Origin of the sequence: Rhizobium rosettiformans W3 (genome assembly GCF_004912135.1) — a bacterium.
Classification (GTDB): Bacteria; Pseudomonadota; Alphaproteobacteria; order Rhizobiales; family Rhizobiaceae; genus Allorhizobium; species Allorhizobium rosettiformans.
Genome location: NZ_STGU01000011.1, coordinates 89,298 through 115,732, shown reverse-complemented (window position 1 = coordinate 115,732; position 26,435 = coordinate 89,298). Strand labels below are relative to the sequence as shown.

The window sequence follows — 26,435 nt, the reverse complement described above, 5'->3', positions numbered from 1 at the left end:
ATGCATTACTTCATCACCGGCACCGCCGGCTTCATCGGCTTTCACCTTGCCCGCCGGCTGCTCGCCGACGGGCATCAGGTGACCGGCTTCGATGGCATGACGCCCTATTACAACGTCAAGCTCAAGCAGATGCGCCATGCGGCGCTCGCCCAGTATCCGGCGTTCACGCCTGTGATCGCCATGCTGGAGGATCGCGCTGCGGTGGAAGACGCGATGGCGGCTGCCACGCCGGACGTAGTCATCCATCTCGCGGCCCAGGCGGGCGTGCGCTACAGCCTTGAAAACCCGCAATCCTATCTCACGTCCAACGTCACCGGCTCCTACAACATCATCGAGCTTGCCGAGCGTCACAAGGTCAAGCACCTGATGCTGGCTTCGACCTCCTCGATCTATGGCGCCAATCCGACGGTGCCCTTCCGCGAGACGGACCGCGCCGACGAGCCGCTCACCATCTATGCCGCGACGAAGAAGTCGATGGAGCTGATGGCCCATGCCCATGCCCATCTCTACAAGACGCCAACCACGGCTTTCCGCTTTTTTACCGTCTACGGCCCCTGGGGCCGGCCGGACATGGCGCTCTTCAAGTTCGTCGATTTGATGCTGAATGACCAGCCGATCGAGATCTATGGTGAGGGCCAGATGAGCCGCGACTTCACCTATATCGACGATCTCGTCGAGGCGATCATCAGGATCTCGCATGTCATTCCGGACGAATCGAATCGCGTTGCCAATGAGGACATCGAGACGCTGTCCCGTCAGGCACCGTTCCGCCTGGTCAATATTGGCGGTGGTCAGCCGGAAAATCTGATGGACTTCGTCGAACTGGTGGAGAAGGCACTCGGCCAGCCGGCGATCCGCAAGATGCTGCCGATGCAGAAGGGTGACGTCCCGCGCACCTATGCCGCCCCCGATCTCCTGCAGGCGCTGACCGGATATACCCCGAGCACCAGGCTCGAAGACGGCGTGAAGGCCTTCGTTGAATGGTATCTCGAGGCTCGCCGCGAGCTGCAGGGCTGAACCTCCCGATCGTTCATCAATGCCAGCCTTGACTTTCGAAGCCGTTCGCCGCTGTGCTGAACGGGAACGGACAGGATGAGAGAGCAGGCATGGACGACGTACGCGACGCAGAGACCGAGACCGTAAAGGGCGAGGGGGCACGCACCCGCGGCTCCGGCACCGAATCGGTCTACAAGGCGCTGCGCCACGAGATCCTGACCATGGAGCGCGCGCCCGGCAGCCCGCTCGACGAAACGCGCCTGTCCGAACACTTCGGCATGTCGCGCACGCCGATCCGCGAAGCGCTGCTCCGGCTGACCTCCGAAGGTCTCGTCACCAGCCTGCCGAACCGCAACACCATCGTTGCGGTCATCGACTTCTCGAGCCTGCCCACCTATTTCGAGGCGCTCTGCCTGATGTATCGCGTGACGACCCGCGGGGCCGCCCAGCGCTCCGGCGATGCCTGGATGGCGGAGATCGTTCGCCATCAGGAGAGCTTCGCAAAGGCCGTGGAGGCCCAGGATGCCTTCGCCATGATCGAGGCCAACCGCGACTTTCATGTCGCGATCGCCGAACGCGCCGGCAATCCCTATTACACCGCCTTCTTCGCGCGCCTTCTGGACGAGGGGCGCCGGATCCTCAGGCTCTACTACCAGACCTTCGATGACCGGCTGCCGCGCCGTTATGTCGAGGAGCACGAGAAGATCATCGAGGCAATCCGATCGGGGGATGTGGAAGAGGCGGACAGGCTGTCGATCGCCCATGCCGACCAGATCGTCCGCCAGATCCAGGACTACGTGGCACGCAACATCACTGCTGCCGCCAAACTCCCCAACCTCTGACCCTGCAAAGCAGCCGTTTCAGCGATCTCTGAAGCACACCTCTTGCGTTTGTCGACAAACTGTATACGATGAACTCATCTCATCAACAGGAGCTTCCCATGACCACCGGCTGGCACGGCGTCTTCCCCGCCGCAACGACTCAATTCCATGAAGATCTCTCGGTCGACATCGACGCCACGCAGCGCGTGCTCGACGCCCTCGTCAATGACGGCGTCAATGGCCTGATCGTCATGGGCACCTGCGGCGAGAACAACTCGCTCGATCCCGAAGAAAAGCGCACCATCCTGAAGGCCGCCGTCGAAGTGGTGAATGGCCGCGTGCCGGTCGTCACGGGCGTGTCGGAATTCGACACCCGCCGCGCGAGCGCCTATGCTCGCGACGCCGAGAAGATCGGCGCCGATGGGCTTATGGTCCTGCCAGCCATGGTCTATGTGCCGAAGCCCCATGAGCTGGTCGCGCATTTCAAGACGGTGGCCGAGGCGACAGGCCTGCCGATCATGCTCTACAACAACCCGCCGGCCTACCGCGTCAACATCGGCGCGGAAGTCCTGGAGGCCCTCGATGGCGTGAAGAACATCAAGGCCGTCAAGGAAAGTGCGCCCGATCCGCGCCGCTTCACCGACCTGATCAACGCTTTCGGCGACCGCTACGACATCTTCGCCGGCCTTGACGACGTGGCGCTCGAAGGCCTGATGCTCGGCGCCAAGGGCTGGGTCTCCGGCCTCACCAGCGCCTTCCCGGCCGAATCGGTGGCGCTGGTCGCCGCCGCCGACCGTGGCGACTGGATGGAAGCCCGCCGCATCTACCGCTGGTTCATGCCGCTTCTGCATCTCGATGCCGAACACGACCTGGTCCAGTCGATCAAGCTCGCCGAACAGATCATGGGCCGCGGCTCCGAGCGCGTCCGCATGCCGCGCATGCCGCTGGAGGGCGCCCGCCGCGCCGAGGTCACGGCGATGGTCGAGAAGGCGGCGGCAACACGGCCTGTGGGCGGGAAGTAAGCTGCAGAGAAAGCGATGCGAAGAAGGCCCGCCGGAGCGATCCGGCGGGCTTTTTGGTTTCTGGCCACCCTTGCCAATGCGGCGATACTCGGGGAGGCTGTGGTCTGAAGTTCGACCGCAGCCTTAACTGGCTGTTGCAGGGGAGGCTGAAGTGGCAGCGAATGATCGTTTGAAACGTCTCGCCGTTCTGATCGATGCAGACAATACGTCGAGCAAGATCGCCGATGGCCTATTCGAGGAGATCGCGCGGCTCGGAGAAGCGAGCGTCAGGCGAATCTATGGCGATTTCGCCAGTCCTCGATCGCGGGGCTGGATCGATACGCTGACGCGGCACGCAATCATTCCTCAGCAGCAGTTTGCCTACACCACAGGAAAGAATGCCTCGGACATAACTTTGGTCATCGATGCTATGGATTTGCTGTTGAGCGGTCGCTTCGACGGCTTTTGCCTCGTCTCGTCTGACAGTGATTTCACTCGGCTCGCGTCTCGAATTCGCGAGCAAGGCGTGGACGTCTACGGATTCGGCGAGCAGAAGACTCCCGAAAGTTTTCGTCAGGCCTGCAGAAGGTTCATCTACACGGAAAACATCGGCGTGCAGGCATCTTCTGACGGAGAGGCGAAGCCGGTGGCCTCACTCAAATCACCCAGCGCCGCCGTCCCGATCATCAGGCGCGTCTTGGCGGACATCGACAGCGAAGATGGCTGGGTCGCGCTGTCTGCGCTCGGGACCCAACTCTCCAATCTCAAATCCGATTTCGATTCGAGAACCTATGGCTCGTCGAAACTGAGCGACTTGATCCGCAAGACAGGCGTCTTTGACGTCGACCAGTCCGACGGCAAGGCAATGCGCATCAGACTGCGCAAGAAGAACTAGAAAAATCGGAAGGAAAAAATGGTGGGCGATGAGAGACTCGAACTCCCGACATCTTCGGTGTAAACGAAGCGCTCTACCAACTGAGCTAATCGCCCGTGCGCTGATCGGATCATGTCCGCCGCGTCGGTGGCCGTGATCTATGCGGATCGCGGAAAATCTGCAAGAGCGTTTGTGCAGATTTTTTGTTTTTTTGTCATTCGCCTCTCAGGCGCATGTGGAAAAGTGAGCAGAATCCTTGTTTTGCGCCTGCGGCGCGTTGTCGCGAACCAGATGCCTTCAGCTGGGTCGGAGGAGGGGTCCCGGCAAAAAATCGAGTGGTCACGGTTTTGTCTTGAAACCTGCTTGACACCTCCGGATGAACCCCGTAGAGAGCCGCTCATCGAACGGCAAGCCGCTCGACGGGGATCGCCTTGAACCCCGATTTGGAAATGCGCGGGTGTAGCTCAGTCGGTTAGAGTGCCGGCCTGTCACGCCGGAGGTCGCGGGTTCGAGCCCCGTCACTCGCGCCATTCCAAGCCTTTCAGGGCAGGCTGCTCAGGCAGTCGAGACGTAGGCCAGGCCTACTTTATGCGCGGGTGTAGCTCAGTCGGTTAGAGTGCCGGCCTGTCACGCCGGAGGTCGCGGGTTCGAGCCCCGTCACTCGCGCCACTTCTCTTGTCCACATCAACATCGCTGTGTCTTTTTGCACTGCACGCGCGATTGCGCGAGACACGCATTTTACCCGCTGGTAAGGTGGCTGCGGGTATCGAGTGAAAAGGCTTTGGTTGGACTTGCGCTGGGTGGCTGCCTGCGCTAACCACGGCGCGTTGCAACTCTCTTTACGGCTTGTCGCCTCCGCCCTAGATGCCCCATGGCATGCGAGACAAGCAGGGTGATATGATGACTGATCTGCTCAGTTCTTACCTTCCGATCGCCATCTTTATCGGCATATCCTTGATCATCGGTATTGCGCTCCTGGTGGCGCCGTTCGCCGTGGCCTACAAGGCGCCCGATTCGGAGAAGCTGTCGGCCTACGAGTGCGGCTTCAACGCGTTCGACGATGCACGCATGAAGTTCGACATCCGCTTCTATCTGGTGTCGATTCTTTTCATCATCTTCGACCTCGAAGTCGCCTTCCTGTTCCCCTGGGCAGTTTCTTTCGGTGAGATCGGCTGGTTCGGCTTCTGGTCGATGATGGTTTTCCTCGGTGTTCTCACCGTCGGCTTTATCTATGAATGGAAGAAGGGGGCGCTCGAATGGGAGTGATCCAGTCCAACACCACGCTGGTGGCGCCACAGGCCAAGAGCATCATCGATCCCAACACCGGCAAGCCGATCGGCAGCGATGACGCCTTCTTCGGCGAGATCAACAACGAACTGGCCGACAAGGGCTTCCTCGTCACCTCGACCGACGAGCTCATCAACTGGGCCCGTACCGGCTCGCTGATGTGGATGACCTTCGGTCTCGCCTGCTGCGCCGTCGAAATGATGCAGCTGTCGATGCCGCGTTACGACGCCGAGCGCTTTGGCTTTGCGCCGCGCGCTAGCCCACGCCAGTCCGACGTCATGATCGTCGCCGGCACGCTGACCAACAAGATGGCGCCCGCACTCCGCAAGGTCTACGACCAGATGCCGGAGCCGCGTTACGTGATCTCGATGGGTTCCTGCGCCAATGGCGGCGGCTACTACCATTATTCCTATTCAGTCGTGCGTGGCTGTGACCGCGTCGTGCCGGTCGATATCTACGTGCCGGGCTGTCCCCCCACGGCAGAGGCTCTGCTTTACGGCGTGATGCTCCTGCAGAAGAAGATCCGGCGCACGGGCACGATCGAGCGGTAAGGCGAAGGGACTGATATCATGAGTGAAGCCCTGAACGAGCTCGCTTCCTACCTCGCAGAGGTGCGCGGTGCGTTGATCGCGTCGAGCGAGATCCGCTTCGGCGAACTGACGCTGACGGCGAAGTCCGAAAACCTGATCCCGCTGTTGACCTTCCTGCGCGACGACGTCCAGTGCGGCTTCGTCAACCTGATCGACATCTGCGGCGTCGACTACCCAAAGCGCGAAGACCGCTTCGACGTGGTCTACCACCTGCTGTCGCCGCGCCAAAACCTGCGCATCCGCGTGAAGGTCGCAACCGGCGAGTTCAAGCCCGTGCCGTCGGCCTGCCCGGTCTTCCCCGGCGCCGACTGGTTCGAGCGCGAGGCCTGGGACATGTACGGCATCCTGTTCACCGATCACCCGGACCTGCGCCGTATCCTCACCGATTATGGCTTCGAGGGGCATCCGCTGCGCAAGGACTTCCCGACGACCGGCTTCGTCGAGGTTCGCTATGACGATAGCGCCAAGCGCGTCGTCTACGAGCCCGTCGAACTGAAGCAGGAATTCCGCAATTTCGACTTCCTCTCGCCCTGGGAAGGCACGGACTACGTGCTGCCTGGCGATGAAAAAGCGGCGAAATAGGATTTAGGCAATGGGCAGTAGCCAATAGACGAGAAGGAGCAGGCAGACGACGATCAACTCCTACCAAGATCTGAAGGTGTGGCAACGCGCAATGGATCTTGCGGTGGAGAGCTATGAGGTCACCAAGGACTTTCCGCGGGAAGAGGTGTATGGCCTCGTCTCGCAGATCAGGCGGGCAGCAATTTCGGTTCCCGCTAATATCGCGGAAGGTCACGGTAGGAATGCAACGGGCTCATACGTCCAGCATTTGAAGATTGCTCAGGGTTCTCTGAAGGAGTTGGAAACGCATTTTATTCTGAGTTCGCGCCTTGGGCTCCTATCGAAAGACAGAATCAAACCTGTCATGTCCATGAGTGAGGAAGTCGGAAAGATGTTGAGATCGCCGATCCGCAGCTTGCAGGAAGAACGCAATGGTCGAACCACGGAATAAAGCCCTACTGCCTACTGCCTATTGGCTACTGGCCCAAGGCGCGGAGCGCATTGATGACTGAGCATAATGTTCGCAACTTCAACATCAACTTCGGCCCGCAGCACCCTGCGGCGCACGGCGTTCTCCGCCTGGTGCTCGAACTGGACGGCGAAATCGTCGAACGCGTCGATCCGCATATCGGCCTGCTCCATCGCGGCACCGAGAAGCTGATCGAGACCAAGACCTATCTGCAGGCGCTGCCCTATTTCGATCGTCTCGACTATGTCGCGCCGATGAATCAGGAACATGCCTATTCGCTGGCCGTTGAGAAGCTCCTCGATATCCAGATCCCGATTCGTGGTCAGCTGATCCGCGTTCTCTACTCGGAAATCGGCCGTATCTTGTCGCACCTCCTGAACGTCACCACGCAGGCGATGGACGTCGGTGCGCTGACGCCGCCGCTCTGGGGCTTCGAAGAACGCGAAAAGCTGATGGTGTTCTACGAGCGCGCTTCTGGCGCCCGCATGCACGCCGCCTATTTCCGCCCCGGTGGTGTCCACCAGGATCTGCCGCATCAACTGGTCGAGGATATCGGCAAGTGGTGCGACCAGTTCCCGGAAAAGCTCGACGACATTGACGACCTCCTGACCGGCAACCGTATCTTCAAGCAGCGTAACGTCGATATCGGCGTCGTCAGCCTCGATGATTGCTGGGCCTGGGGCTTCTCGGGCGTCATGGTCCGCGGGTCGGGCGCTGCCTGGGATCTGCGGAAGTCACAGCCTTACGAATGCTATGCCGATCTCGACTTCGACATCATGGTCGGCAAGAACGGCGACTGCTATGACCGCTACCTGATCCGCATGTTCGAAATGCGCGAGTCGGTGAAGATCATGAAGCAGTGCGTCAACCGGCTGCTCGGCGACGCCAAGACCGGTCCGGTCTCGTCGCTCGACGGTAAGGTCGTTCCGCCGAAGCGTGGCGAGATGAAGCGATCGATGGAAGGCCTCATCCACCACTTCAAGCTCTACACCGAAGGCTACCACGTGCCGGCCGGTGAGGTTTATGCCGCTGTCGAAGCCCCCAAGGGCGAATTCGGCGTCTTCCTCGTCTCCGATGGCACGAACAAGCCCTATCGCTGCAAGATCCGCGCCCCGGGTTATGCGCATCTGCAGGCCATGGATTTCCTGTGCCGCGGCCACCAGCTGGCCGACGTCTCGGCGATCCTCGGCTCGCTCGACATCGTGTTCGGGGAAGTAGACCGCTGATGCTGAAGAACCTCGCAGCACTGTTGATCTGTCTCGGTGCCACCCAGGCGGTGGCCCAGGACAACAACGTTGTCTCGTCGAGGGATACAGTGTCGATGGCGAAGCTGATCCGCGATGGATACGAGATCAAGAGCTCCAGCTGGACCGGCTCGAAGCTCTTCGTATTCCTTCAGAAAGACAATTCGGCCTATGCCTGCGAATTCGCCAATGTGACGAATACGCGGTGTGGTTCCATAAACTGAGACAAGGCGTGAGGAAGTATGTCCGTTCGTCGACTAGCCGAAGAGCAATTCCAGCCGGCAGGCTTTTCCTTCAACCCGGAAAATGCCACCTGGGCTGAGGCCACCATCCGCAAGTATCCGGCGGGCCGCCAGCAATCGGCAGTCATTCCGCTTCTGATGCGTGCGCAGGAACAGGAAGGCTGGGTCACCAAGGCTGCGATCGAGTATGTCGCTGAAAAGCTGGAAATGCCCTATATTCGCGTCCTCGAAGTCGCGACCTTCTACACCCAGTTCCAGCTGAAGCCGGTCGGCACCCGCGCCCATATCCAGGTCTGCGGCACGACGCCCTGCATGCTGCGCGGCGCGGAAGACCTGATCCACGTCTGCAAGTCGAAGATCCATCCGGAGCCCTTCGAGCGCAATGCCGAGGGCACGCTGTCCTGGGAAGAGGTCGAGTGTCAGGGCGCCTGCGTCAATGCGCCGATGGTCATGATCTTCAAGGACGCCTATGAAGACCTGACGCCGACCCAGCTCGAGCACATCATCGATCGCTTCGCAGCCGGCAAGGGCGCCGACATCAAGCCCGGTCCGCAGGTCGACCGCATCTTCTCCGCGCCGGTCGGTGGCCCGACCACGCTGACCGACGAGATCCAGCCGATCCGCTTCAACGACATGGCCGCTCCGGAACCCGAAGAAGTGTCCGTGCCGCCGGCCAATGCGGCAAAGCCTGTGACCGACGCCCCGGAAACGGACAAGAAGCTGAAGACGCCGGCGACCGCCAAGAAGGCGGCAGCCGAAAACGTCAAGCAGAAGGGCGACAGCGCCGATACGGCCCGCCCGGTCGAAAAGGAAGCCGCGCCGGCTCCTGCTTCGGTCATGGACGAGAAGAACCGTCCTGCCGGCATCGACCGTCCGGAAACGCCAGACGATCTGAAGATGATTTCGGGCGTCGGCCCGAAGATCGAAGCGACACTGAACGGCCTTGGCATCTACAAGTTCGAGCAGATCGCCAAGTGGAAGAAGGCAGAGCGCGAGTGGGTCGACACCTATCTCAAGTTCTCCGGCCGCATCGAGCGGGACGACTGGGTCAAGCAGGCCAAGGCGCTCGCCAAGGGCGGCGAAGCGGAATACATCAAGGTCTTCGGCAAGAAGCCGCGCTGAGAGGTTAGGTTATGTTGAGAGATCAGGATCGCATCTTCACCAATATTTACGGCCTCAAGGACAAGTCCCTGAAGGGCGCCATGTCGCGCGGCCACTGGGACGGCACCAAGCAGATCCTCGAAAAGGGCCGTGACTGGATCATCAACGAGATGAAGGCTTCCGGCCTTCGCGGTCGCGGCGGCGCAGGCTTCCCGACCGGTCTCAAGTGGTCCTTCATGCCGAAGGAATCGGATGGTCGTCCGCATTACCTCGTCGTCAACGCAGACGAGTCGGAGCCCGGCACCTGCAAGGACCGCGAGATCATGCGCCATGATCCGCACACCCTGATCGAAGGCTGCGTCATCGCCTCCTTCGCCATGGGCGCTCATCATGCCTTTATCTATGTCCGCGGCGAGTTTATGCGCGAGCGCGAAGCCCTGCAGGCCGCGATCGACGAGTGCTATGACTACGGTCTGCTCGGCAAGAACAACAAGCTCGGCTACGACATCGACATCGTCGTGCACCACGGCGCCGGCGCTTACATCTGCGGCGAAGAAACGGCACTTCTCGAAAGCCTTGAAGGCAAGAAGGGCCAGCCGCGCCTGAAGCCGCCGTTCCCGGCCAACATGGGTCTCTACGGCTGCCCGACCACGGTTAACAACGTCGAATCGATCGCCGTTGCCCCGACCATCCTGCGTCGCGGTGCGGCCTGGTATTCGAGCTTCGGCCGTCCGAACAATGCCGGCACCAAGCTTTTCTCGATCTCCGGTCACGTCAACAAGCCGTGCACGGTCGAGGAATCCATGTCGATCACCTTCCAGGAGCTGATCGAGAAGCATTGCGGTGGCATCCGTGGCGGCTGGGACAACCTGCTCGCCGTCATCCCGGGCGGTTCCTCGGTACCTTGCGTACCGGGCGCCCAGATGAAGGACGCCATCATGGACTATGACGGTCTGCGCGAGCTCGGCTCCGGCCTCGGCACCGCCGCTGTCATCGTCATGGACAAGTCGACCGACATCGTGAAGGCGATCTGGCGCCTCTCGGCCTTCTACAAGCACGAGAGCTGCGGCCAGTGCACGCCGTGCCGCGAAGGCACCGGCTGGATGATGCGCGTCATGGAACGCATGGTGAAGGGCAATGCCCAGAAGCGTGAAATCGACATGCTCTTCCAGGTTACGAAGCAGGTCGAAGGCCACACGATCTGCGCGCTCGGTGATGCGGCCGCATGGCCGATCCAGGGCTTGATCAAGCATTTCCGTCCCGAGATGGAAAAGCGCATCGACCAGTACACCCGCAACGCGATCGCCCACGGGGTGGTCATGGAAGCGGCAGAGTAAGGGGCAAAGGGTATGACGAGCTCTTCGGACAAGGGCGGGAAGAGGGGGCCGGACGAACCGGCTTCCGACGCTCGTGCCTCCGAAGGCCTCGACGACCTGATGACCAACCCGGCGGCTGTTATGGCCGCCGCCACCGCGTTCGGTTTCGGCGTGGCGGCGCAGATGAGCAAGCTCTTCCTCGGCTCCATCCAGGGTGCCATGGAAGTGACCGGTCAGATCGCGCGCCAGCTTGAGGACGAGCGCAAGGCGGCAGAGGGAGAAAAGCCAGCCGAGGCAAATGTCGAGGCACCGGCCCAGACGGCAGAGCCAGCGCCAGTTGCGGCGAAGGCGAAGCCCGAAAAGCCGGCGGCCGCGAAGGTGAAGGCTAAGGCAGCCACCCCCGCCAAGGTGGTTCCGGTCAAGGCTGACAAGCCAGCGCCGGCGCCGAAGGCCAAGGCAGCACCGAAGGCGAAGTCGGCCGCAAAGCCGGCAGAGCCGCCGCAGGAAAAGGCGGCAGCTAAGCCAAAGGCCGCGCCGAAGGCCAAGGCGGCGCCGAAGGCAGAGGAAGAGGTTGCAGCCTCGGCTGCGAAGCCGAAAAAGGCCTCCGGCAAGGCCGACGATCTGAAGCGGATCGACGGCGTGGGCCCGAAGGTTGAACAGGTTCTGAAGGGCAGGGGGATCACCCGCTTCCAGGATCTGGCTGAAATGGATGAGAAGGCGCTCGTCGCGCTGGACAAGGAATTGGGTCTCGACGGCCGTGCGCTGCGAGACGACTGGGCAGGCCAGGCGCGCCGTTTGGCGGGCAGCAAGCTTCGGTCACGAAAGTGAGATTAAGGTCCGGCCGCGCAGGGGCGATGCGCCGGGCTTGAGGGATAAAACCGGCAGTTTTCATCCGGTGCGGACGAAGGCTGTCAGTCGCGGCAGGAATGCCACGGCAGGATGCGCGGAAGCGTGAGGCAGGAAGGCGAATATGGCTAAGCTGAAGATCGACGGCAAAGAGATCGAGGTTCCGGATCATTTCACGCTGTTGCAGGCGTGTGAGGAAGCTGGCGCCGAGGTCCCGCGGTTTTGTTTCCATGAACGGCTGTCGGTCGCCGGCAATTGCCGCATGTGCCTTGTCGAGGTGAAGGGTGGCCCGCCGAAGCCGGCCGCGTCCTGCGCCATGGGCGTGCGCGACATCCGTGGCGGCCCGAACGGCGAACTGCCGGAAGTCTACACCAACACGCCCATGGTCAAGAAGGCCCGCGAAGGCGTGATGGAATTCCTGCTGATCAACCACCCGCTGGATTGCCCGATCTGCGACCAGGGCGGCGAATGCGACCTGCAGGACCAGGCTATGGCCTTCGGTATCGATAGCTCGCGCTACACCGAAAACAAGCGCGCCGTGGAAGACAAGTATATCGGCCCGCTGGTCAAGACGGTGATGAACCGCTGCATTCACTGCACGCGCTGCGTCCGCTTCACCACCGAAGTCGCTGGCATTGCCGAACTCGGCCTGATCGGCCGTGGCGAAGACGCCGAGATCACCACCTATCTCGAGCAGGCGATGACGTCTGAGCTGCAGGGCAACGTCGTCGACCTTTGCCCGGTCGGCGCGCTGACCTCCAAGCCCTTCGCTTTCACCGCCCGTCCGTGGGAACTCGGCAAGACCGAATCGATCGACGTCATGGACGCACTCGGTTCGGCCATCCGCGTCGATACCCGTGGTCGCGAAGTCATGCGCATCATGCCGCGCGTCAACGAGCAGATCAACGAAGAGTGGATCTCCGACAAGAGCCGCTTCGTCTGGGATGGCCTGAAGACCCAGCGTCTCGACCGCCCCTATGTCAAGAAGGACGGCCGCCTGCAGCCCGCGACCTGGGGTGAAGCCTTCGCCGCGATCAAGTCTGCCGTCGCCTCGACCTCTGCCGACAAGATCGGCGCCGTCGCCGGCGATCTCGCTTCCGTCGAAGAAATCTTTGCGCTGAAGTCGCTGATCAACGCGCTGGGCTCGTCGAATACCGACTGTCGCCAGGATGGGACGGCACTCGATCCGTCGCTCGGTCGCTCGACCTATCTCTTCAACGCCGGCATCGAAGGCATTGAAGCCGCTGATGCAATCCTCATCGTCGGTGCCAACCCGCGCTACGAGGCTGCGGTTCTCAACGCCCGCATCCGCAAGCGTTGGCGCCGGGGCGGCCTGCCGATCGGTGTGATCGGTGAAGGCGGCGAACTGCGTTACCCCTATGAGTACCTGGGTGCTGGCACCGAGACGCTCTCCGAACTCGTTTCTGGCAAGAACAGCTTCGCCGAAACGCTGAAGGCCGCCAAGAACCCGCTGATCATCGTCGGCCAGGGCGCATTGACCGGTGCTGACGGCAAGGCGGTTCTGGCGAATGCGGCGAAGCTTGCAGCCGATGTCGGCGCTCTCTCGGACGAGTGGAATGGCTTTGCCGTCCTGCACACCGCAGCGTCGCGCGTCGGCGCGCTCGACCTCGGCTTCGTGCCGGGCGAAGGCGCTGTTGCAGCCGGTCAGATGCTCTCCTCGCTCGACGTCGTTTTCCTGCTCGGCGCCGATGAACTCGACTTCTCCGCCAAGACCGCCAAGTGCGTCGTCTATATCGGCAGCCACGGCGACAACGGCGCACACCACGCCGACGTCATCCTGCCGGGCGCGACCTACACCGAAAAGTCGGGCACTTGGGTCAACACCGAAGGCCGCGCCCAGATGGGCAACCGCGCCGGCTTCGCGCCGGGCGAAGCCCGCGAAGACTGGGCAATCCTGCGCGCACTCTCCGACGTGCTCGGCAAGAAGCTGCCCTTCGATTCGCTCTCGCAGCTGCGCGTGAAGCTCTACGAAGCCCACCCGCATTTTGCCGAGATCGACGAGATCGTACCGGGCGCCTCGGCCGATATTGCTGCACTGGCGAAAAAACCCGGGAAGATGGGCAAGTCTCTGTTTGCGTCGCCGGTCAAAGACTTCTATTTGACGAACCCGATCGCACGCGCTTCGGCCGTCATGGCTGAGTGCTCCGCATTGGCCCGCAACAACTTCAAGGCTGCGGCAGAGTAAGGGCAGGGGACCATGGATAATTTCGTTTCCACCTACGTGTGGCCGGCGGCCATCATGATCGGGCAGTCCCTGCTTCTGCTCGTCTGCCTGCTCGTCTTCATCGCCTATATCCTTCTGGCCGACCGCAAGATCTGGGCAGCCGTCCAGCTGCGCCGTGGTCCGAACGTTGTCGGCCCCTGGGGTCTCTTCCAGTCCTTCGCCGACCTTCTGAAGTTCGTCTTCAAGGAGCCGATCATCCCGGCAGGTGCCAATAAGGGCGTCTTCCTGCTCGCGCCCCTGGTCGCCGTGACGCTGGCACTCGCGACCTGGGCCGTCATTCCGGTCAATGCCGGATGGGTGATCGCCAATATCAATGTCGGCATCCTCTTCGTCTTTGCGGTCTCGTCGCTTGAAGTCTACGGCATCATCATGGGTGGCTGGGCTTCGAACTCGAAGTACCCCTTCCTCGGCGCGCTTCGCTCGGCAGCGCAGATGGTGTCCTATGAAGTCTCGATGGGCTTCGTCATCGTCACCGTTCTGCTCTGCGTCGGCTCGCTGAACCTGACCGACATCGTCGTTGCCCAGAATACTGGTCTTGGCACGATGATGGGTCTGCCGGCCTCCTTCCTCGACTGGCACTGGCTGGCGCTCTTCCCGATGTTCGTGATCTTCTTCATCTCGGCATTGGCAGAAACCAACCGTCCGCCCTTCGACCTCCCGGAAGCCGAATCCGAACTCGTCGCCGGCTTCATGGTCGAATATGGCTCGACCCCGTACATGATGTTCATGCTCGGCGAATATGCCGCCATCGTCCTGATGTGCTCGCTGACCACGATCCTCTTCCTCGGGGGCTGGCTGCCGCCGGTTGATATCGCGATCCTGAACTGGGTCCCGGGCATCATCTGGTTCGTGCTGAAGGCAACGATGGTCTTCTTCATGTTCGCGATGGTGAAGGCCTTCGTTCCGCGCTACCGCTATGACCAGCTGATGCGTCTCGGCTGGAAGGTCTTCCTTCCGATCTCGCTCGCCATGGTCATCATCACTGCATTCGTGCTGAAGCTGATGGGTTGGGCGTAATGCCCGGCTGCAACCTCAGCTGCATTGGAGAATAAGATGGCAATTGCACAGGCTATCAATTCGGTCTTTCTGAAGGAGTTCGTCGGCGCTTTCTTCCTGTCGATGCGCTACTTCTTCAAGCAGAAGGCGACGATCAACTACCCGTTCGAAAAGGGACCGGTTTCCCCGCGTTTCCGCGGTGAACATGCGCTGCGCCGCTATCCGAACGGCGAAGAGCGCTGCATCGCCTGCAAGCTCTGCGAGGCGATCTGTCCTGCCCAGGCCATCACCATCGAGGCCGGCCCGCGCCGCAACGACGGCACCCGCCGTACGGTGCGTTATGACATCGACATGGTGAAGTGCATTTATTGCGGTTTCTGCCAGGAAGCCTGCCCGGTCGACGCGATCGTCGAAGGTCCGAACTTCGAGTTCGCCACCGAGACCCGCGAAGAACTCTACTTCGACAAGGCACGCCTCCTCGACAACGGCGACCGCTGGGAACGTGAAATCGCGCGCAACATCGCGATGGACGCTCCCTACCGCTGATCCCCTCGGGATCGATCGCCTCAGGCGGAGCGCGGGGCTTCGCCGGGGCACATGATGAAATTTGTAACGGGCGTGCCGATGGGGATATCGGTCACGCCTAATCGGGCGGCGGGGCAGGGCCCTCGTCCGGGGGAAGATGAAAAGGCACCAACATGGGTCTTCAGGCTCTCTTTTTCTATCTCTTCGCCTTTGTCGCGGTGGCTTCGGCCTTCATGGTGATATCGGCTCGGAACCCGGTCCATTCGGTCCTGTTCCTCATTCTGACCTTCATCAACGCATCGGGCCTTCTGCTGCTGACCGGGGCTGAATTCCTCGCGATGATCCTCTTGGTCGTCTATGTCGGCGCGGTTGCGGTTCTCTTCCTCTTCGTCGTCATGATGCTCGACATCGACTTCACGGAGTTGAGGGCAGGGGCTGCAAAATATGCGCCCATCGGTGCCCTGATCGGCCTGATCGTCGCGGTCGAGCTGGTCGTCGTCATCGGCGGCAGCACGATCAGCCCGGAAGCGCTGAACGCGATCACCCAGCCGATCCCGGCCGTGGCTGAACGGCAGAACACGCAGTCGCTCGGTGACGTCCTCTACACGGACTACGTCTTCTTCTTCCAGATTGCGGGCCTCGTCCTCTTCGTCGCCATGATCGGCGCGATCGTGCTGACGCTCCGCCACCGCACAAATGTCAAGCGCCAGGACATCTCCGCCCAGGTCGCCCGCACGCCCGAGACTGCCGTCAAGGTGGTCAAGGTCAAGCCGGGCCAGGGCGTCTAAGCCGAGCACGAGGTCAAGGAACAGAAAAATGGAAATCGGTCTTTCCCACTACCTCACGGTCAGTGCCATCCTCTTCACCCTCGGCGTCTTCGGTATCTTCCTGAACCGCAAGAACGTCATCGTCATCCTGATGTCGGTCGAGCTGATCCTGCTCGCCGTCAACATCAACATGGTGGCCTTCTCGACCTTCCTCGGCGACCTCGTCGGCCAGGTCTTCGCGCTGTTTATCCTGACGGTCGCGGCCGCTGAAGCGGCCATCGGTCTCGCGATCCTGGTGGTCTTCTACCGTAATCGCGGCTCCATCGCCGTCGAAGACGTCAACATGATGAAGGGCTGATCGGGTCATGATCTACAAGGCTATCGTCTTTCTCCCCCTGATCGGCTTCCTGATCGCCGGCCTGTTCGGTCGACAGATCGGCGCCAAGGCTTCGGAATACGTCACCACCGGTCTGATGATCATCGTCGCGGTGCTCTCCTGGATCGTCTTCTTCAACGTCGCCATGAGCCATGAGGCCCACGAGGTCATCAAGGTTCCGGTTCTGCGCTGGATCCAGTCCGGCGGCATCGACGTCGAATGGGCCTTCCGCGTAGACACGCTGACCGCCGTCATGTTCGTCGTCGTGAACTCGGTGTCGTGCCTCGTGCACCTCTACTCGATCGGCTACATGCATCATGATCCGCATCGGCCGCGCTTCTTCGCCTACCTCTCGCTCTTCACCTTCGCGATGCTCATGCTCATCACGTCGGACAACCTGCTGCAGATGTTCTTCGGCTGGGAAGGCGTGGGCCTCGCGTCCTATCTGCTGATCGGTTTCTGGTTCAAGAAGCCGTCGGCGTCGGCTGCCGCCATGAAGGCCTTCATCGTCAACCGCGTCGGTGACTTCGGCTTCATTCTCGGCATCTCCGCCATCTTCGTGATGTTCGGCTCGATCAACTTCGAGACCATCTTCGCCTCGGCCCAGTCCTACCTGCCGGCCGACCCGAATGCGGCTCCGGAAGTCGTGCTGAACCTCTTCGGTCTCGAACTCGACCGCAGCCATGCGCTGACCGGCGCCTGCCTGCTGCTCTTCATGGGCGCGATGGGTAAGTCGGCCCAGTTCCTGCTGCACACCTGGCTGCCGGACGCCATGGAAGGCCCGACCCCGGTCTCGGCTCTCATTCATGCCGCGACCATGGTCACCGCCGGCGTCTTCCTCGTCGCCCGCATGTCACCGATCTTCGAACTTTCGCCGGATGCGCTGACCATCGTCACCATCGTCGGTGCGATCACGGCCTTCTTCGCCGCGACCGTCGGCCTCGTGCAGAACGACATCAAGCGCGTCATTGCCTATTCGACCTGCTCGCAGCTCGGTTACATGTTCGTGGCACTCGGCGTCGGCGCCTATGGCGCGGCCGTCTTCCACCTCTTCACGCACGCCTTCTTCAAGGCGCTCCTGTTCTTGGGTGCGGGCTCCGTCATCCACGCCGTCGATGGCGAGCAGGACATGCGTTACATGGGTGGCCTGCGCAAGCACATCCCCTATACCTTCTGGGCGATGACGATCGGCACGCTGGCGCTGACCGGCGTCGGTATCCCCGGCACGATCATCGGCTTTGCCGGCTTCTTCTCGAAGGACGCGATCATCGAGTCTGCCTTCGCCTCGCATTCGGCTGTCGGCGGCTTTGCCTTCACCCTGCTGGTGATCGCAGCGCTCTTCACCAGCTTCTATTCCTGGCGGCTGGCCTTCATGACCTTCTTCGGCAAGCCGCGCGCTTCCGCTGATGTCATGCACCATGTCCATGAATCGCCGATGGTCATGCTGCTGCCGCTGCTTCTGCTCGGCATTGGTGCAGTCGTTGCTGGCGTGATCTTCCACGACTACTTCTTCGGCCACCACTATGCCGAATTCTGGAAGGGCGCACTCTTCACGCTGCCGACCAACACGATCCTCGAAGAGTATCATGAAGTGCCGAAGTGGGTGAAATGGAGCCCGTTCGTCGCCATGGCGCTCGGCTTCGTCACCGCCTGGTACATGTATATCAAGAACCCGTCGGCACCGAAGAAGCTCGCGGAACAGCAGTGGATGCTCTACCAGTTCCTGCTCAACAAGTGGTACTTCGACGAGCTCTACGACTTCCTCTTCGTTCGTTCTGCCAAGGCACTTGGCCGCTTCCTCTGGAAGAAGGGTGACGTTGCCACAATCGACGCCTATGGCCCGAACGGCGTTGCCTCGGCCGTCGGCGGCCTGACCCAGAAGGTCGTCCGCCTGCAGTCCGGCTACCTCTACCACTATGCCTTCGCGATGCTCATCGGCATTGCGGCCCTCGTTACCTGGATGATGCTCGGGAGCTCCCTCTGATGACCGATTGGCCCATTCTCTCGACGGTCACCTTCCTTCCTCTGGTCGGCGTGGCTCTGCTTCTGCTGACCCGTGGTGACACCTCTCTCGGCCGCCGCAACATCCTGAACGTCTCGCTGCTGACGACGGTCTTCACCTTCGTCGTGTCGCTCTTCATCTGGATCAACTTCGACAATTCCAATGTCGGCTTCCAGATGGTTGAGAAGCATTCCTGGCTCGGCACAGGGATCTCCTACCATGTCGGCGTCGACGGCATCTCGATGCTCTTCGTCATCCTGACGACGCTGCTCATGCCCTTCTGCATTCTCGCGAGCTGGACTTCGGTCGAGAAGCGCCTGAAGGAATACATGATCGCCTTCCTGGTGCTCGAGACCCTGATGATCGGCGTCTTCGTGTCGCTCGACATCGTGCTCTTCTACGTCTTCTTCGAAGCCGGCCTGATCCCGATGTTCATCATCATCGGCGTCTGGGGTGGCAAGGATCGCGTCTACGCGTCCTACAAGTTCTTCCTCTACACGCTGCTCGGCTCGGTGCTGATGCTGCTCGCCATCATGGCCATGTACTGGGATGCCGGCACGACCGATATCGCAGCGCTTCTGCAGCACGACTTCCCGCCGCAGATGCAGACCTGGCTCTGGCTTGCCTTCTTCGCGTCCTTCGCGGTGAAGATGCCGATGTGGCCTGTTCATACCTGGCTGCCGGACGCACACGTTCAGGCACCGACGGCCGGCTCCGTCATCCTGGCGGGCATCCTCCTGAAGCTTGGCGGCTACGGCTTCCTGCGCTTCTCGCTGCCGATGTTCCCGCTGGCCTCCGACATGTTCGCGCCCTTCGTCTTCGCGCTGTCGGTCATCGCCATCATCTACACCTCGCTGGTCGCGATGATGCAGGAAGACATCAAGAAGCTGATCGCCTATTCCTCCGTCGCCCATATGGGTTACGTGACCATGGGTATCTTCGCCGCCAACCAGCAGGGCGTGCAGGGTGCGATCTTCCAGATGATCAGCCACGGCTTCGTCTCCGGCGCGCTCTTCCTCTGCGTCGGCGTGATCTATGACCGTCTCCACACCCGCGAGATCGCGGCCTATGGTGGTCTGGTCAACAACATGCCGAAATACGCGCTGGCCTTCATGGTCTTCACCATGGCCAATGTCGGCCTTCCGGGCACCTCGGGCTTCATCGGCGAATTCCTGACCCTGATCGGCGTCTTCCGCGTCAACACCTGGGTTGCGCTCTTTGCCGCCACCGGCGTCATCCTCTCGGCAGCCTACGCGCTCTGGCTTTACCGCCGGGTGGTCTTCGGTGCGCTGGAGAAGGAAAGCCTGAAGGCGATGCTCGACCTTTCCGCTCGCGAAAAGCTGGTTCTCTACCCGCTGATCGCACTCACCATCTTCTTCGGCGTCTATCCGGCTCCCATCCTCGATGCGACCGCCGCTTCCGTCGACAATCTGGTGAACAACTACTCCGCAGCCTTGCAAGCAGCCCAGTCCCTGGCGCTGATTGCGAACTGACGACAGGATCCTTTGGACATGACCGTTGAAACTCTCATTGCTAGCCTGCATCTGGTCACGCCGGAATTGATCCTGGCCGTGGGCGCCATGGTGCTGCTCATGATCGGCGTGTTTTCGGGCGATCGGTCGAACAGTGTCGTCACGGGCCTTGCGATCGCGCTTCTGATCTTCTCCGGCGCCTGGTTGCTCTTCGCCGGCAACGAAGGCGAAGCCTTCAACGGCGCCTATCTCGCCGACGGCTATGCCAAGTTCATGAAGATCCTCGCCCTCATCGGTTCGGTGACGGCGATGATCATGGCAGTCGGCCATGCCCGCTACGACCATCTCGACAAGTTCGAGTTCCCGGTCCTGCTGGTGCTCGCGACGCTCGGCGTCATGCTGATGATCTCGGCCAACGACCTGATCACGCTCTACATGGCGCTCGAACTGCAGTCGCTCGCGCTCTACGTCGTCGCCGCGATCAACCGCGACAGCCTGCGTTCCACCGAAGCTGGTCTGAAGTACTTCGTCCTCGGCGCCCTGTCCTCGGGCATGCTGCTCTACGGCATGTCGCTGGTCTATGGCTTCACCGGCAACACCGGCTTCGATGAAATCGCTGCTGTCCTCTCGACTGGCGAACCGTCGCTCGGCCTGATCTTCGGCCTCGTCTTCGTGTTGGCCGGTCTGGCATTCAAGATCTCGGCTGTGCCGTTCCACATGTGGACGCCGGATGTCTACGAGGGCGCACCGACTCCGGTCACCGCCTTCCTGGCGGCTGCCCCGAAGATCGGCGCCATGGCGATCTTCGTCCGTATCGTCATCGATGCCTTCCTGCCGATCTTCGCCGAATGGCAGCAGATCGTCGTGTTCATCGCGATCGCCTCGATGGTGCTCGGCTCTGTCGCCGCCATCGGCCAGAAGAACATCAAGCGACTGATGGCCTATTCCTCCATCGGTCACATGGGGTATGCGCTGGTCGGTCTCGCCGCCGGCAATGACACCGGCGTCGCCGGCGTCCTGCTCTACATGATGATCTATCTGGTGATGACGCTCGGCACCTTCGCCTGCATCATGGCGATGCGCCAGAAGGAAGGCGGCAATGTCGAGAATATCGACGATCTCGCCGGCCTTTCGACCACGCGTCCCTTCATGGCCTTCGTGCTGACCGCGCTGATGTTCTCGCTCGCCGGCATTCCGCCGCTCGCAGGCTTCTTCGCCAAGTACTTCGTCTTCGTGGCCGCCATCGAAGCCAAGCTCTATGCGCTCGCCATCATCGGTGTTCTGGCCTCGGTCATCGGTGCCTACTACTACCTGCGCATCATCAAGGTCATGTGGTTCGACGAAGCCAAGGGTGAGTTCGCCCGTACGGCCGTCGAGCTGCGTCTCGTCTTCGGTCTCTCCGGCCTCTTCGTGGTTGGTTATGTCCTCTTCGGCGGCCCGCTCGGCACGGCCGCGGAAGCTGCTGCAAAGACGTTGTTTAATTGACCAGCCTCGGTAGACCGGGCCGGATCTCGCTCGACGATTTCCGGCACGAAGCCTTAGACGAAGTCTCGTCCACCAATACGGAAGCATTCGCCCGCGCTCGCGCGGGCGATTCCGGTTTTCTGTGGCTGACAGCCGAGCGCCAGACCGGCGGCCGCGGCCGCCGCGGTCGGCCATGGGTGTCGGAGCGTGGCAATCTCTATTCGACACTTCTGCTGATCGATCCGGCACCGCCAGAAGATCTGGGGTCCTTGCCGCTCGCCGTAGCGCTTGCCGTCCATGCCGCCGTGCAATCGGTCATGCCGCCAGGCGGCGAGGTCGTGGAAATCAAGTGGCCCAACGACGTGTTGATCGGCCGCCAGAAGACGTCAGGCATTCTGCTCGAGGCAGAGCGCCTCTCGGACGGTCGCATGGCGCTCGCGATCGGCATCGGCATCAACATCGCCCACCGCCCGGATGTCACGCTCTACCCGGTGACCTCGCTCGCCGACCAGGGGGCGTCGATCTCGCCACCAGAGTTCTTTGCGCATCTTTTTGCCGAAATGGCAGAGGTGCTCTCCGTCTGGGATGAGGGCAGGGGGATCGCCGAAATTGTTCGCCGCTGGCGCCGTGTCGCCTGTGGCATTGGTGAGAAAATCACGGTGAACCTGCCGGACCGCTCGATTTCCGGTATCTTTTCCGGAATCGATGATAAGGGAATTTTGTTGCTCGACCGGGGCCCCGACGGAATGATGTCGGTCGCGGCCGGAGATGTGTTTTTCGGGTAGACTGGATCGGAAGTAAGAATGGCCAATAACGACGAACTGGTTTTCCTGCCGCTGGGCGGCGTGGGTGAAATCGGCATGAACCTCGCATTGTACGGCTATGGACCGCCGTCCAATCGACAGTGGATCATGGTCGACTGCGGCGTGACCTTCGCCGGTCCCGATCTGCCGGGCGTCGATCTGGTTCTTCCGGATATCGAATTCATCAAGAAGCAGAAGAAGAACCTCAAGGGCATCATCATCACCCATGCCCATGAAGACCATTACGGCGCTCTGAACGACCTCTGGCCGGGCCTCAACGTGCCGGTCTACGCCTCGCGCTTTACGGCCGGCATGCTGGAAGCCAAGCGCGACTATGAAGGCTCGCGCGCCGAAATCCCGATCACGCCCTTCAAGCAGGGCGACCGCATCAATGTCGGTCCCTTCGAGATCGAGGCGATCGGCGTCAACCACTCGATCCCCGAGCCGATGTCGCTCGTCATCCGCACGCCGCTCGGCAATGTCGTGCATACCGGTGATTGGAAGATCGACCATAACCCCTCGCTCGGGCCGCTGACCGACGAAGCCCGCTTCCGCGCCGTCGGCGACGAAGGCGTGCTGGCACTGCTCTGCGACTCGACGAATGCCGTGCGTGACGGCGTGTCCCCCTCCGAGGAGGAAGTCTCCGCAGGCCTGCAGAAGATCATCGAAGCGGCAGAGGGCCGTGTTGCGATCACCACCTTCTCCTCGAATGTCGGCCGCATCCGCTCGATCGCCCAGGCCGCCGAGGCTGCCGGTCGCGAAGTTCTGCTGCTCGGCAGCTCGCTGAAGCGGGTCACGAATGTGGCTCAGGACATCGGCATCATGCAGGGCATCAAGCCCTTCATCGCCGAAGACGAATACGGCTTCATCCCGCGCGACAAGATCGTCGTCATCCTGACCGGCAGCCAGGGCGAGCCGCGTGCGGCACTCGCCAAGCTCTCGCGCGACGAGATGCGCAATGTGGCTCTCACCTCGGGCGACACTGTGGTGTTCTCGTCCCGCGCAATCCCGGGCAATGAGAAGGCGATCCTGGAGATCAAGAACGGTCTGATCGAGCAGGGCGTGCACATCGTCACCGACAACGAGGCGCTGGTGCATGTCTCTGGACACCCCCGCCGCAACGAGCTCCTGAAGATGTACGAGTGGGTCCGCCCGCAGATCCTCGTGCCGGTGCATGGTGAGGCAGCGCATCTGGTCGCCCAGAAGGAGCTCGCGCTGCAGGCCGGCATTCCGACCGTTCCTCGCGTCCGCAACGGCGATGTTCTGCGGCTTGCTCCCGGTCCGGCCGAGGTGATCGATCAGGCGCCCTTCGGCCGCGTCTACAAGGACGGCAAGCTGGTTGGCGACATTGAGGAAATGGGCATCGCCGACCGCAAGAAGCTGGCTTATGTCGGCCACGTGGCCGTCAGCGTCTTGCTCGACAGCCGCTTCGACTTCCTCGGCGATCCCGAAGTCGTGCCCTTCGGTCTGCCGGAATATGATGACGAGGGCGAGTCGATGGAAGACACGCTCTATGATGCGGTCCTCGGTGCCGTTGAAAGCATCCCGCGCAGCCGCCGGAAGGATCTGGAGACCGTTCGCGAAGCCGTTCGCCGGGCAGTCCGCTCCACCGCCAACGAGGCCTGGGGCAAGAAGCCCGTGGTCACGGTCTTCCTGACCAAAGTCTGAGGGACGGCGCGGGCAGGGATGACCTAATCTTTGCCCGCAACGTATGGAGGAAGAAATGCTCGGCCGCGTCAATCACATCGCCATTGCCGTCCCGGATCTCGCTATGGCGACCGCGAGCTATCGCGACACGCTGGGTGCCAAGGTCTCCCAGGCGCAGGCTTTGCCCGAGCATGGGGTGACCGTCGTCTTCGTCGAGCTGGAGAACACCAAGGTGGAACTCCTGGAGCCGCTCGGCGAGGCCTCCCCGATCGCTGCCTTCCTCGAAAAGAACCCGGCAGGTGGCATGCACCACATCTGCTACGAGGTGAACGACATCCTCGCCGCTCGCGACCAGCTCTCCGCATCCGGCGCCCGGGTGCTCGGCAGCGGCGAGCCGAAGATCGGTGCCCATGGCAAGCCGGTCCTCTTCCTCCATCCCAAGGACTTCTTCGGCACCCTGATCGAGCTCGAACAGGTCTGAAGCGCAGTCACGCCGCGATGAAGTCTTCTTGATCGCTGGCAAATCCGGCCTGCGACTCTTTTGTCTTTGTGCCGGATAACATCCGCGCTTATAGGAGACGGACGGCGCAGGTAGGGACCTGCCGCTCAAGTCTGGAGCGAGACATCATGGCGATCCTGTCGGGACTGGCGGTTTATTTCGTGATCTGGTGGCTGACGCTGTTCGCCGTCCTGCCGATTGGCCTGCGCACTCAGGACGAAGAGCAGGAGGTCGTGCCGGGGACGGTCGCGAGTGCGCCTGCGCGGTTCCGGGCCCTGCGCATTTTCTTGACGACCACGATCGTATCGGGCTTGATCTATGGCGCCTGGTATGTGGCCGGCGCCTATTTCGGCATAGGCTTCAATGACTTGCCTGTCATCATGCCGGGCCTTGAGCCCAAGGCCTGATCTCCCACGGCAACGACGCATCTGTCGATAAGGCAAAAAAAAACAAGGTCAAAAGACCTTGTTCGAAGCTTCGCGTGATCCTTCACCATTTAAGGGGCTGCGAACGTGCGCGCCTAGATCTGATCCTCCCAAGACTTGACCGCGAGTGTGGCAAAGATTTGAACTCCCTGCCTCTTTTATGGGCTGAACCTAGCCCAATCAGTGACCGTTGTCACCCCTGAATCTTGCAGATTTGTTACAGTCACCAAAAAAAATTTCTGCAGATGTTTTTGTCGCATGAAAGTCATGGAATGGCCGGATCTGCAGGGCTTGTCGGCACGATTTCTGTACCCAGGGTGGCTCTTGGCGCAGCGAAATCGGCCCAGCTGTGGGCAGGGACGGTGAACGGCGCTTGCGGGTTTTCTTCTGAAGACCAAACGGCTATGAACGCTTCCTGATATCCATCCTCAATCGCTGATTCCGCGCGTTTGTGCGGCATCGACAACCATCTGGAATTCGTTATGCGTCTGTCGCGCTACTTCATGCCGATCCTCAAGGAAAATCCCAAGGAAGCGGAAATCGTTTCCCACCGCCTGATGCTGCGGACGGGCATGATCCGCCAGCAAAGCCAGGGCATCTATTCCTGGCTGCCGCTCGGCAAGCGCGTGCTCGACAAGGTCAACGCCATCATTCGCGAAGAGCAGAACCGTGCCGGTGCCATCGAGCTGTCGATGCCGACCCTGCAGTCGGCCGAGCTCTGGCAGGAAAGCGGTCGTTACGAGGATTACGGTAAGGAAATGCTGCGCATCCGCGACCGGCAGGACCGCCCCATGCTCTACGGCCCGACCAACGAGGAGATGATCACCGACATCTTCCGCTCGTCGGTGAAGTCCTACAAGAGCCTGCCGCTCAACCTCTACCACATCCAGCTGAAGTTCCGTGACGAGATCCGGCCGCGCTTCGGCACCATGCGCTCGCGCGAATTCCTGATGAAGGACGCCTATTCCTTCGACCTCACCCAGGCTGACGCGATCCATTCCTACAACAAGATGTTCGTCGCCTACCTGCGCACCTTCGACCGTCTCGGCCTGCGCGCCATCCCGATGCGCGCCGACACTGGCCCGATCGGCGGCAATCACAGCCACGAATTCATCATCCTGGCCGATACCGGTGAATCGGAAGTCTTCTGCCACAAGAGCTTCGTCGACTTCGATATTCCGGCAGCCGACACCGATTTCGACAGTGTCGACGGTCTGCAGTCGATCTTCGACAAGTGGACCTCGGTTTATGCCGCAACCTCGGAAATGCATGATGAGGCCGCCTTCGGTGCGATCCCGGACAGCGACCGCCTCTCGGCGCGCGGCATCGAGGTTGGCCACATCTTCTATTTCGGCACGAAGTATTCCGAGCCGATGGGTGCCAAGGTACAGGGTCCCGATGGCAAGGAACACCTTGTCCACATGGGCTCCTATGGCATCGGGCCGACACGCCTTGTTCCCGCCATCATCGAAGCCTCGCATGACGAGAACGGAATCATCTGGCCGGCGTCTGTCGCGCCCTTCGACGCCGTTGTGATCAACATGAAGCCGGGTGATGAGGGCTGCGACACGACCTGTGACCGCCTCTACACCGCCCTGCAGAATGCCGGCAAGGACGTGCTCTATGACGACACGGACGATCGCGCGGGCACCAAGTTCGCGACCGCCGACCTGATCGGCGTTCCCGTCCAGGTCATCGCCGGTCCGCGTGCCGTCGCCGCCGGCGAAGTGGAGCTCAAGGACCGCAAGACCGGCGCCCGCGAGACCCTCACGATCGAGGCCGCGATCAACAAGCTGACGGCCTGAGGCTTTTCGCCTCAAGCCGAACCGAGACTGGGTGCGCGAGATCGCAATCCCGAGGCAAGGA

26 protein-coding genes and 3 tRNA genes are annotated in these 26,435 nt (G+C 61.4%); 28 read left to right on the top strand and 1 reads right to left on the bottom strand.

Annotated features, from left to right (window positions below):
* From FAA86_RS18485 to FAA86_RS18470, 4 genes are all read left to right on the top strand, one after another.
* Nucleotides 1-1,017, top strand: a complete 1,017-nt coding sequence (locus FAA86_RS18485; RefSeq protein ID WP_136542590.1) for an NAD-dependent epimerase/dehydratase family protein — start codon at nt 1-3, stop codon at nt 1,015-1,017.
* Between the two features lie 89 nt (nt 1,018-1,106).
* Complete coding sequence (locus tag FAA86_RS18480; protein ID WP_136542589.1) at nt 1,107-1,838, top strand: GntR family transcriptional regulator; 732 nt, start codon at nt 1,107-1,109, stop codon at nt 1,836-1,838.
* Between the two features lie 98 nt (nt 1,839-1,936).
* Entirely contained in the window at nt 1,937-2,839 is a 903-nt protein-coding gene (locus FAA86_RS18475; RefSeq protein ID WP_113459391.1) for a dihydrodipicolinate synthase family protein, read from the top strand.
* 151 nt (nt 2,840-2,990) lie between these two features.
* On the top strand, nt 2,991-3,713 hold the full coding sequence (locus tag FAA86_RS18470; RefSeq protein ID WP_136542588.1) for an NYN domain-containing protein: 723 nt from the start codon (nt 2,991-2,993) through the stop codon (nt 3,711-3,713).
* A 19-nt stretch (nt 3,714-3,732) separates the two neighbouring features.
* On the opposite strand, the gene FAA86_RS18465 is transcribed toward FAA86_RS18470, so the two are convergent.
* Nucleotides 3,733-3,808, bottom strand: a tRNA-Val gene (locus FAA86_RS18465).
* Nucleotides 3,809-4,145: 337 nt separating this feature from the next.
* On the opposite strand from FAA86_RS18465, the gene FAA86_RS18460 reads away from it, so the two are divergent.
* The 24 genes from FAA86_RS18460 (at nt 4,146) to proS (ending at nt 26,374) form a co-directional block, all read left to right on the top strand.
* Nucleotides 4,146-4,222: transfer RNA gene (locus FAA86_RS18460), tRNA-Asp, on the top strand.
* A gap of 62 nt (nt 4,223-4,284) precedes the next feature.
* Nucleotides 4,285-4,361 (top strand) — tRNA-Asp (locus FAA86_RS18455).
* 231 nt (nt 4,362-4,592) lie between these two features.
* Nucleotides 4,593-4,958: an NADH-quinone oxidoreductase subunit A gene (locus tag FAA86_RS18450; protein WP_069043838.1), complete on the top strand. Its 366-nt coding sequence runs from the start codon at nt 4,593-4,595 to the stop codon at nt 4,956-4,958.
* The gene (locus FAA86_RS18445; protein ID WP_136542587.1) at nt 4,949-5,530 is read left to right on the top strand and encodes a NuoB/complex I 20 kDa subunit family protein; all 582 of its coding nucleotides are present in this window, start codon (nt 4,949-4,951) and stop codon (nt 5,528-5,530) included. The genes FAA86_RS18450 and FAA86_RS18445 overlap by 10 nt, the downstream gene beginning before the upstream one ends.
* Nucleotides 5,531-5,548: 18 nt before the next feature.
* Entirely contained in the window at nt 5,549-6,151 is a 603-nt protein-coding gene (locus FAA86_RS18440; protein ID WP_136542586.1) for an NADH-quinone oxidoreductase subunit C, read from the top strand.
* Nucleotides 6,152-6,203: 52 nt separating this feature from the next.
* Nucleotides 6,204-6,581 (top strand): four helix bundle protein, encoded by a 378-nt coding sequence (locus tag FAA86_RS18435; RefSeq protein WP_281281755.1) that lies wholly within the window; start codon nt 6,204-6,206, stop codon nt 6,579-6,581.
* A 53-nt stretch (nt 6,582-6,634) separates the two neighbouring features.
* Nucleotides 6,635-7,825 (top strand): NADH-quinone oxidoreductase subunit D, encoded by a 1,191-nt coding sequence (locus FAA86_RS18430; protein WP_113459395.1) that lies wholly within the window; start codon nt 6,635-6,637, stop codon nt 7,823-7,825.
* A complete protein-coding gene (locus FAA86_RS18425) occupies nt 7,825-8,067 on the top strand; it encodes a hypothetical protein (protein WP_136542584.1) in 243 nt (80 codons plus the stop codon). The genes FAA86_RS18430 and FAA86_RS18425 overlap by 1 nt, the downstream gene beginning before the upstream one ends.
* Nucleotides 8,068-8,085: 18 nt before the next feature.
* Nucleotides 8,086-9,207 carry an NADH-quinone oxidoreductase subunit NuoE gene (gene nuoE, locus FAA86_RS18420; protein WP_136542583.1) on the top strand — a complete coding sequence of 374 codons (1,122 nt, stop codon included), beginning with the start codon at nt 8,086-8,088 and terminating at the stop codon, nt 9,205-9,207.
* An 11-nt stretch (nt 9,208-9,218) separates the two neighbouring features.
* Nucleotides 9,219-10,523, top strand: a complete 1,305-nt coding sequence (gene nuoF, locus FAA86_RS18415; protein WP_136542582.1) for an NADH-quinone oxidoreductase subunit NuoF — start codon at nt 9,219-9,221, stop codon at nt 10,521-10,523.
* 12 nt (nt 10,524-10,535) lie between these two features.
* A complete protein-coding gene (locus FAA86_RS24650) occupies nt 10,536-11,330 on the top strand; it encodes a 5' DNA nuclease (RefSeq protein WP_167495030.1) in 795 nt (264 codons plus the stop codon).
* A gap of 142 nt (nt 11,331-11,472) precedes the next feature.
* On the top strand, nt 11,473-13,554 hold the full coding sequence (nuoG, locus tag FAA86_RS18400; RefSeq protein WP_136542579.1) for an NADH-quinone oxidoreductase subunit NuoG: 2,082 nt from the start codon (nt 11,473-11,475) through the stop codon (nt 13,552-13,554).
* A 12-nt stretch (nt 13,555-13,566) separates the two neighbouring features.
* Nucleotides 13,567-14,610, top strand: coding sequence for an NADH-quinone oxidoreductase subunit NuoH (gene nuoH / locus FAA86_RS18395; protein WP_113459401.1), 1,044 nt, complete (start codon nt 13,567-13,569; stop codon nt 14,608-14,610).
* Nucleotides 14,611-14,646: 36 nt separating this feature from the next.
* The gene (gene nuoI, locus FAA86_RS18390; protein ID WP_113459402.1) at nt 14,647-15,135 is read left to right on the top strand and encodes an NADH-quinone oxidoreductase subunit NuoI; all 489 of its coding nucleotides are present in this window, start codon (nt 14,647-14,649) and stop codon (nt 15,133-15,135) included.
* 152 nt (nt 15,136-15,287) lie between these two features.
* The gene (locus tag FAA86_RS18385; RefSeq protein ID WP_136542578.1) at nt 15,288-15,902 is read left to right on the top strand and encodes an NADH-quinone oxidoreductase subunit J; all 615 of its coding nucleotides are present in this window, start codon (nt 15,288-15,290) and stop codon (nt 15,900-15,902) included.
* A gap of 28 nt (nt 15,903-15,930) precedes the next feature.
* A complete protein-coding gene (gene nuoK / locus FAA86_RS18380; RefSeq protein ID WP_006727580.1) occupies nt 15,931-16,239 on the top strand; it encodes an NADH-quinone oxidoreductase subunit NuoK in 309 nt (102 codons plus the stop codon).
* A 7-nt stretch (nt 16,240-16,246) separates the two neighbouring features.
* The gene (gene nuoL / locus FAA86_RS18375) at nt 16,247-18,241 is read left to right on the top strand and encodes an NADH-quinone oxidoreductase subunit L (protein ID WP_113459404.1); all 1,995 of its coding nucleotides are present in this window, start codon (nt 16,247-16,249) and stop codon (nt 18,239-18,241) included.
* Entirely contained in the window at nt 18,241-19,752 is a 1,512-nt protein-coding gene (locus FAA86_RS18370; protein ID WP_113459405.1) for an NADH-quinone oxidoreductase subunit M, read from the top strand. The genes nuoL and FAA86_RS18370 overlap by 1 nt, the downstream gene beginning before the upstream one ends.
* An 18-nt stretch (nt 19,753-19,770) precedes the next feature.
* Complete coding sequence (nuoN, locus tag FAA86_RS18365; protein WP_113459406.1) at nt 19,771-21,216, top strand: NADH-quinone oxidoreductase subunit NuoN; 1,446 nt, start codon at nt 19,771-19,773, stop codon at nt 21,214-21,216.
* Nucleotides 21,213-21,980 (top strand): biotin--[acetyl-CoA-carboxylase] ligase, encoded by a 768-nt coding sequence (locus tag FAA86_RS18360; protein ID WP_136542577.1) that lies wholly within the window; start codon nt 21,213-21,215, stop codon nt 21,978-21,980. Before nuoN ends, FAA86_RS18360 begins: the two co-directional genes overlap by 4 nt.
* An 18-nt stretch (nt 21,981-21,998) precedes the next feature.
* Nucleotides 21,999-23,666, top strand: a complete 1,668-nt coding sequence (locus FAA86_RS18355; RefSeq protein ID WP_136542576.1) for a ribonuclease J — start codon at nt 21,999-22,001, stop codon at nt 23,664-23,666.
* A 55-nt stretch (nt 23,667-23,721) separates the two neighbouring features.
* Nucleotides 23,722-24,126, top strand: coding sequence for a methylmalonyl-CoA epimerase (mce, locus tag FAA86_RS18350; RefSeq protein WP_136542575.1), 405 nt, complete (start codon nt 23,722-23,724; stop codon nt 24,124-24,126).
* Between the two features lie 146 nt (nt 24,127-24,272).
* Nucleotides 24,273-24,551 carry a DUF1467 family protein gene (locus FAA86_RS18345; RefSeq protein WP_113459410.1) on the top strand — a complete coding sequence of 93 codons (279 nt, stop codon included), beginning with the start codon at nt 24,273-24,275 and terminating at the stop codon, nt 24,549-24,551.
* 500 nt (nt 24,552-25,051) lie between these two features.
* Nucleotides 25,052-26,374 carry a proline--tRNA ligase gene (proS, locus tag FAA86_RS18340; RefSeq protein ID WP_136542574.1) on the top strand — a complete coding sequence of 441 codons (1,323 nt, stop codon included), beginning with the start codon at nt 25,052-25,054 and terminating at the stop codon, nt 26,372-26,374.
* The last annotated feature ends 61 nt before the right edge of the window (nt 26,375-26,435 follow it).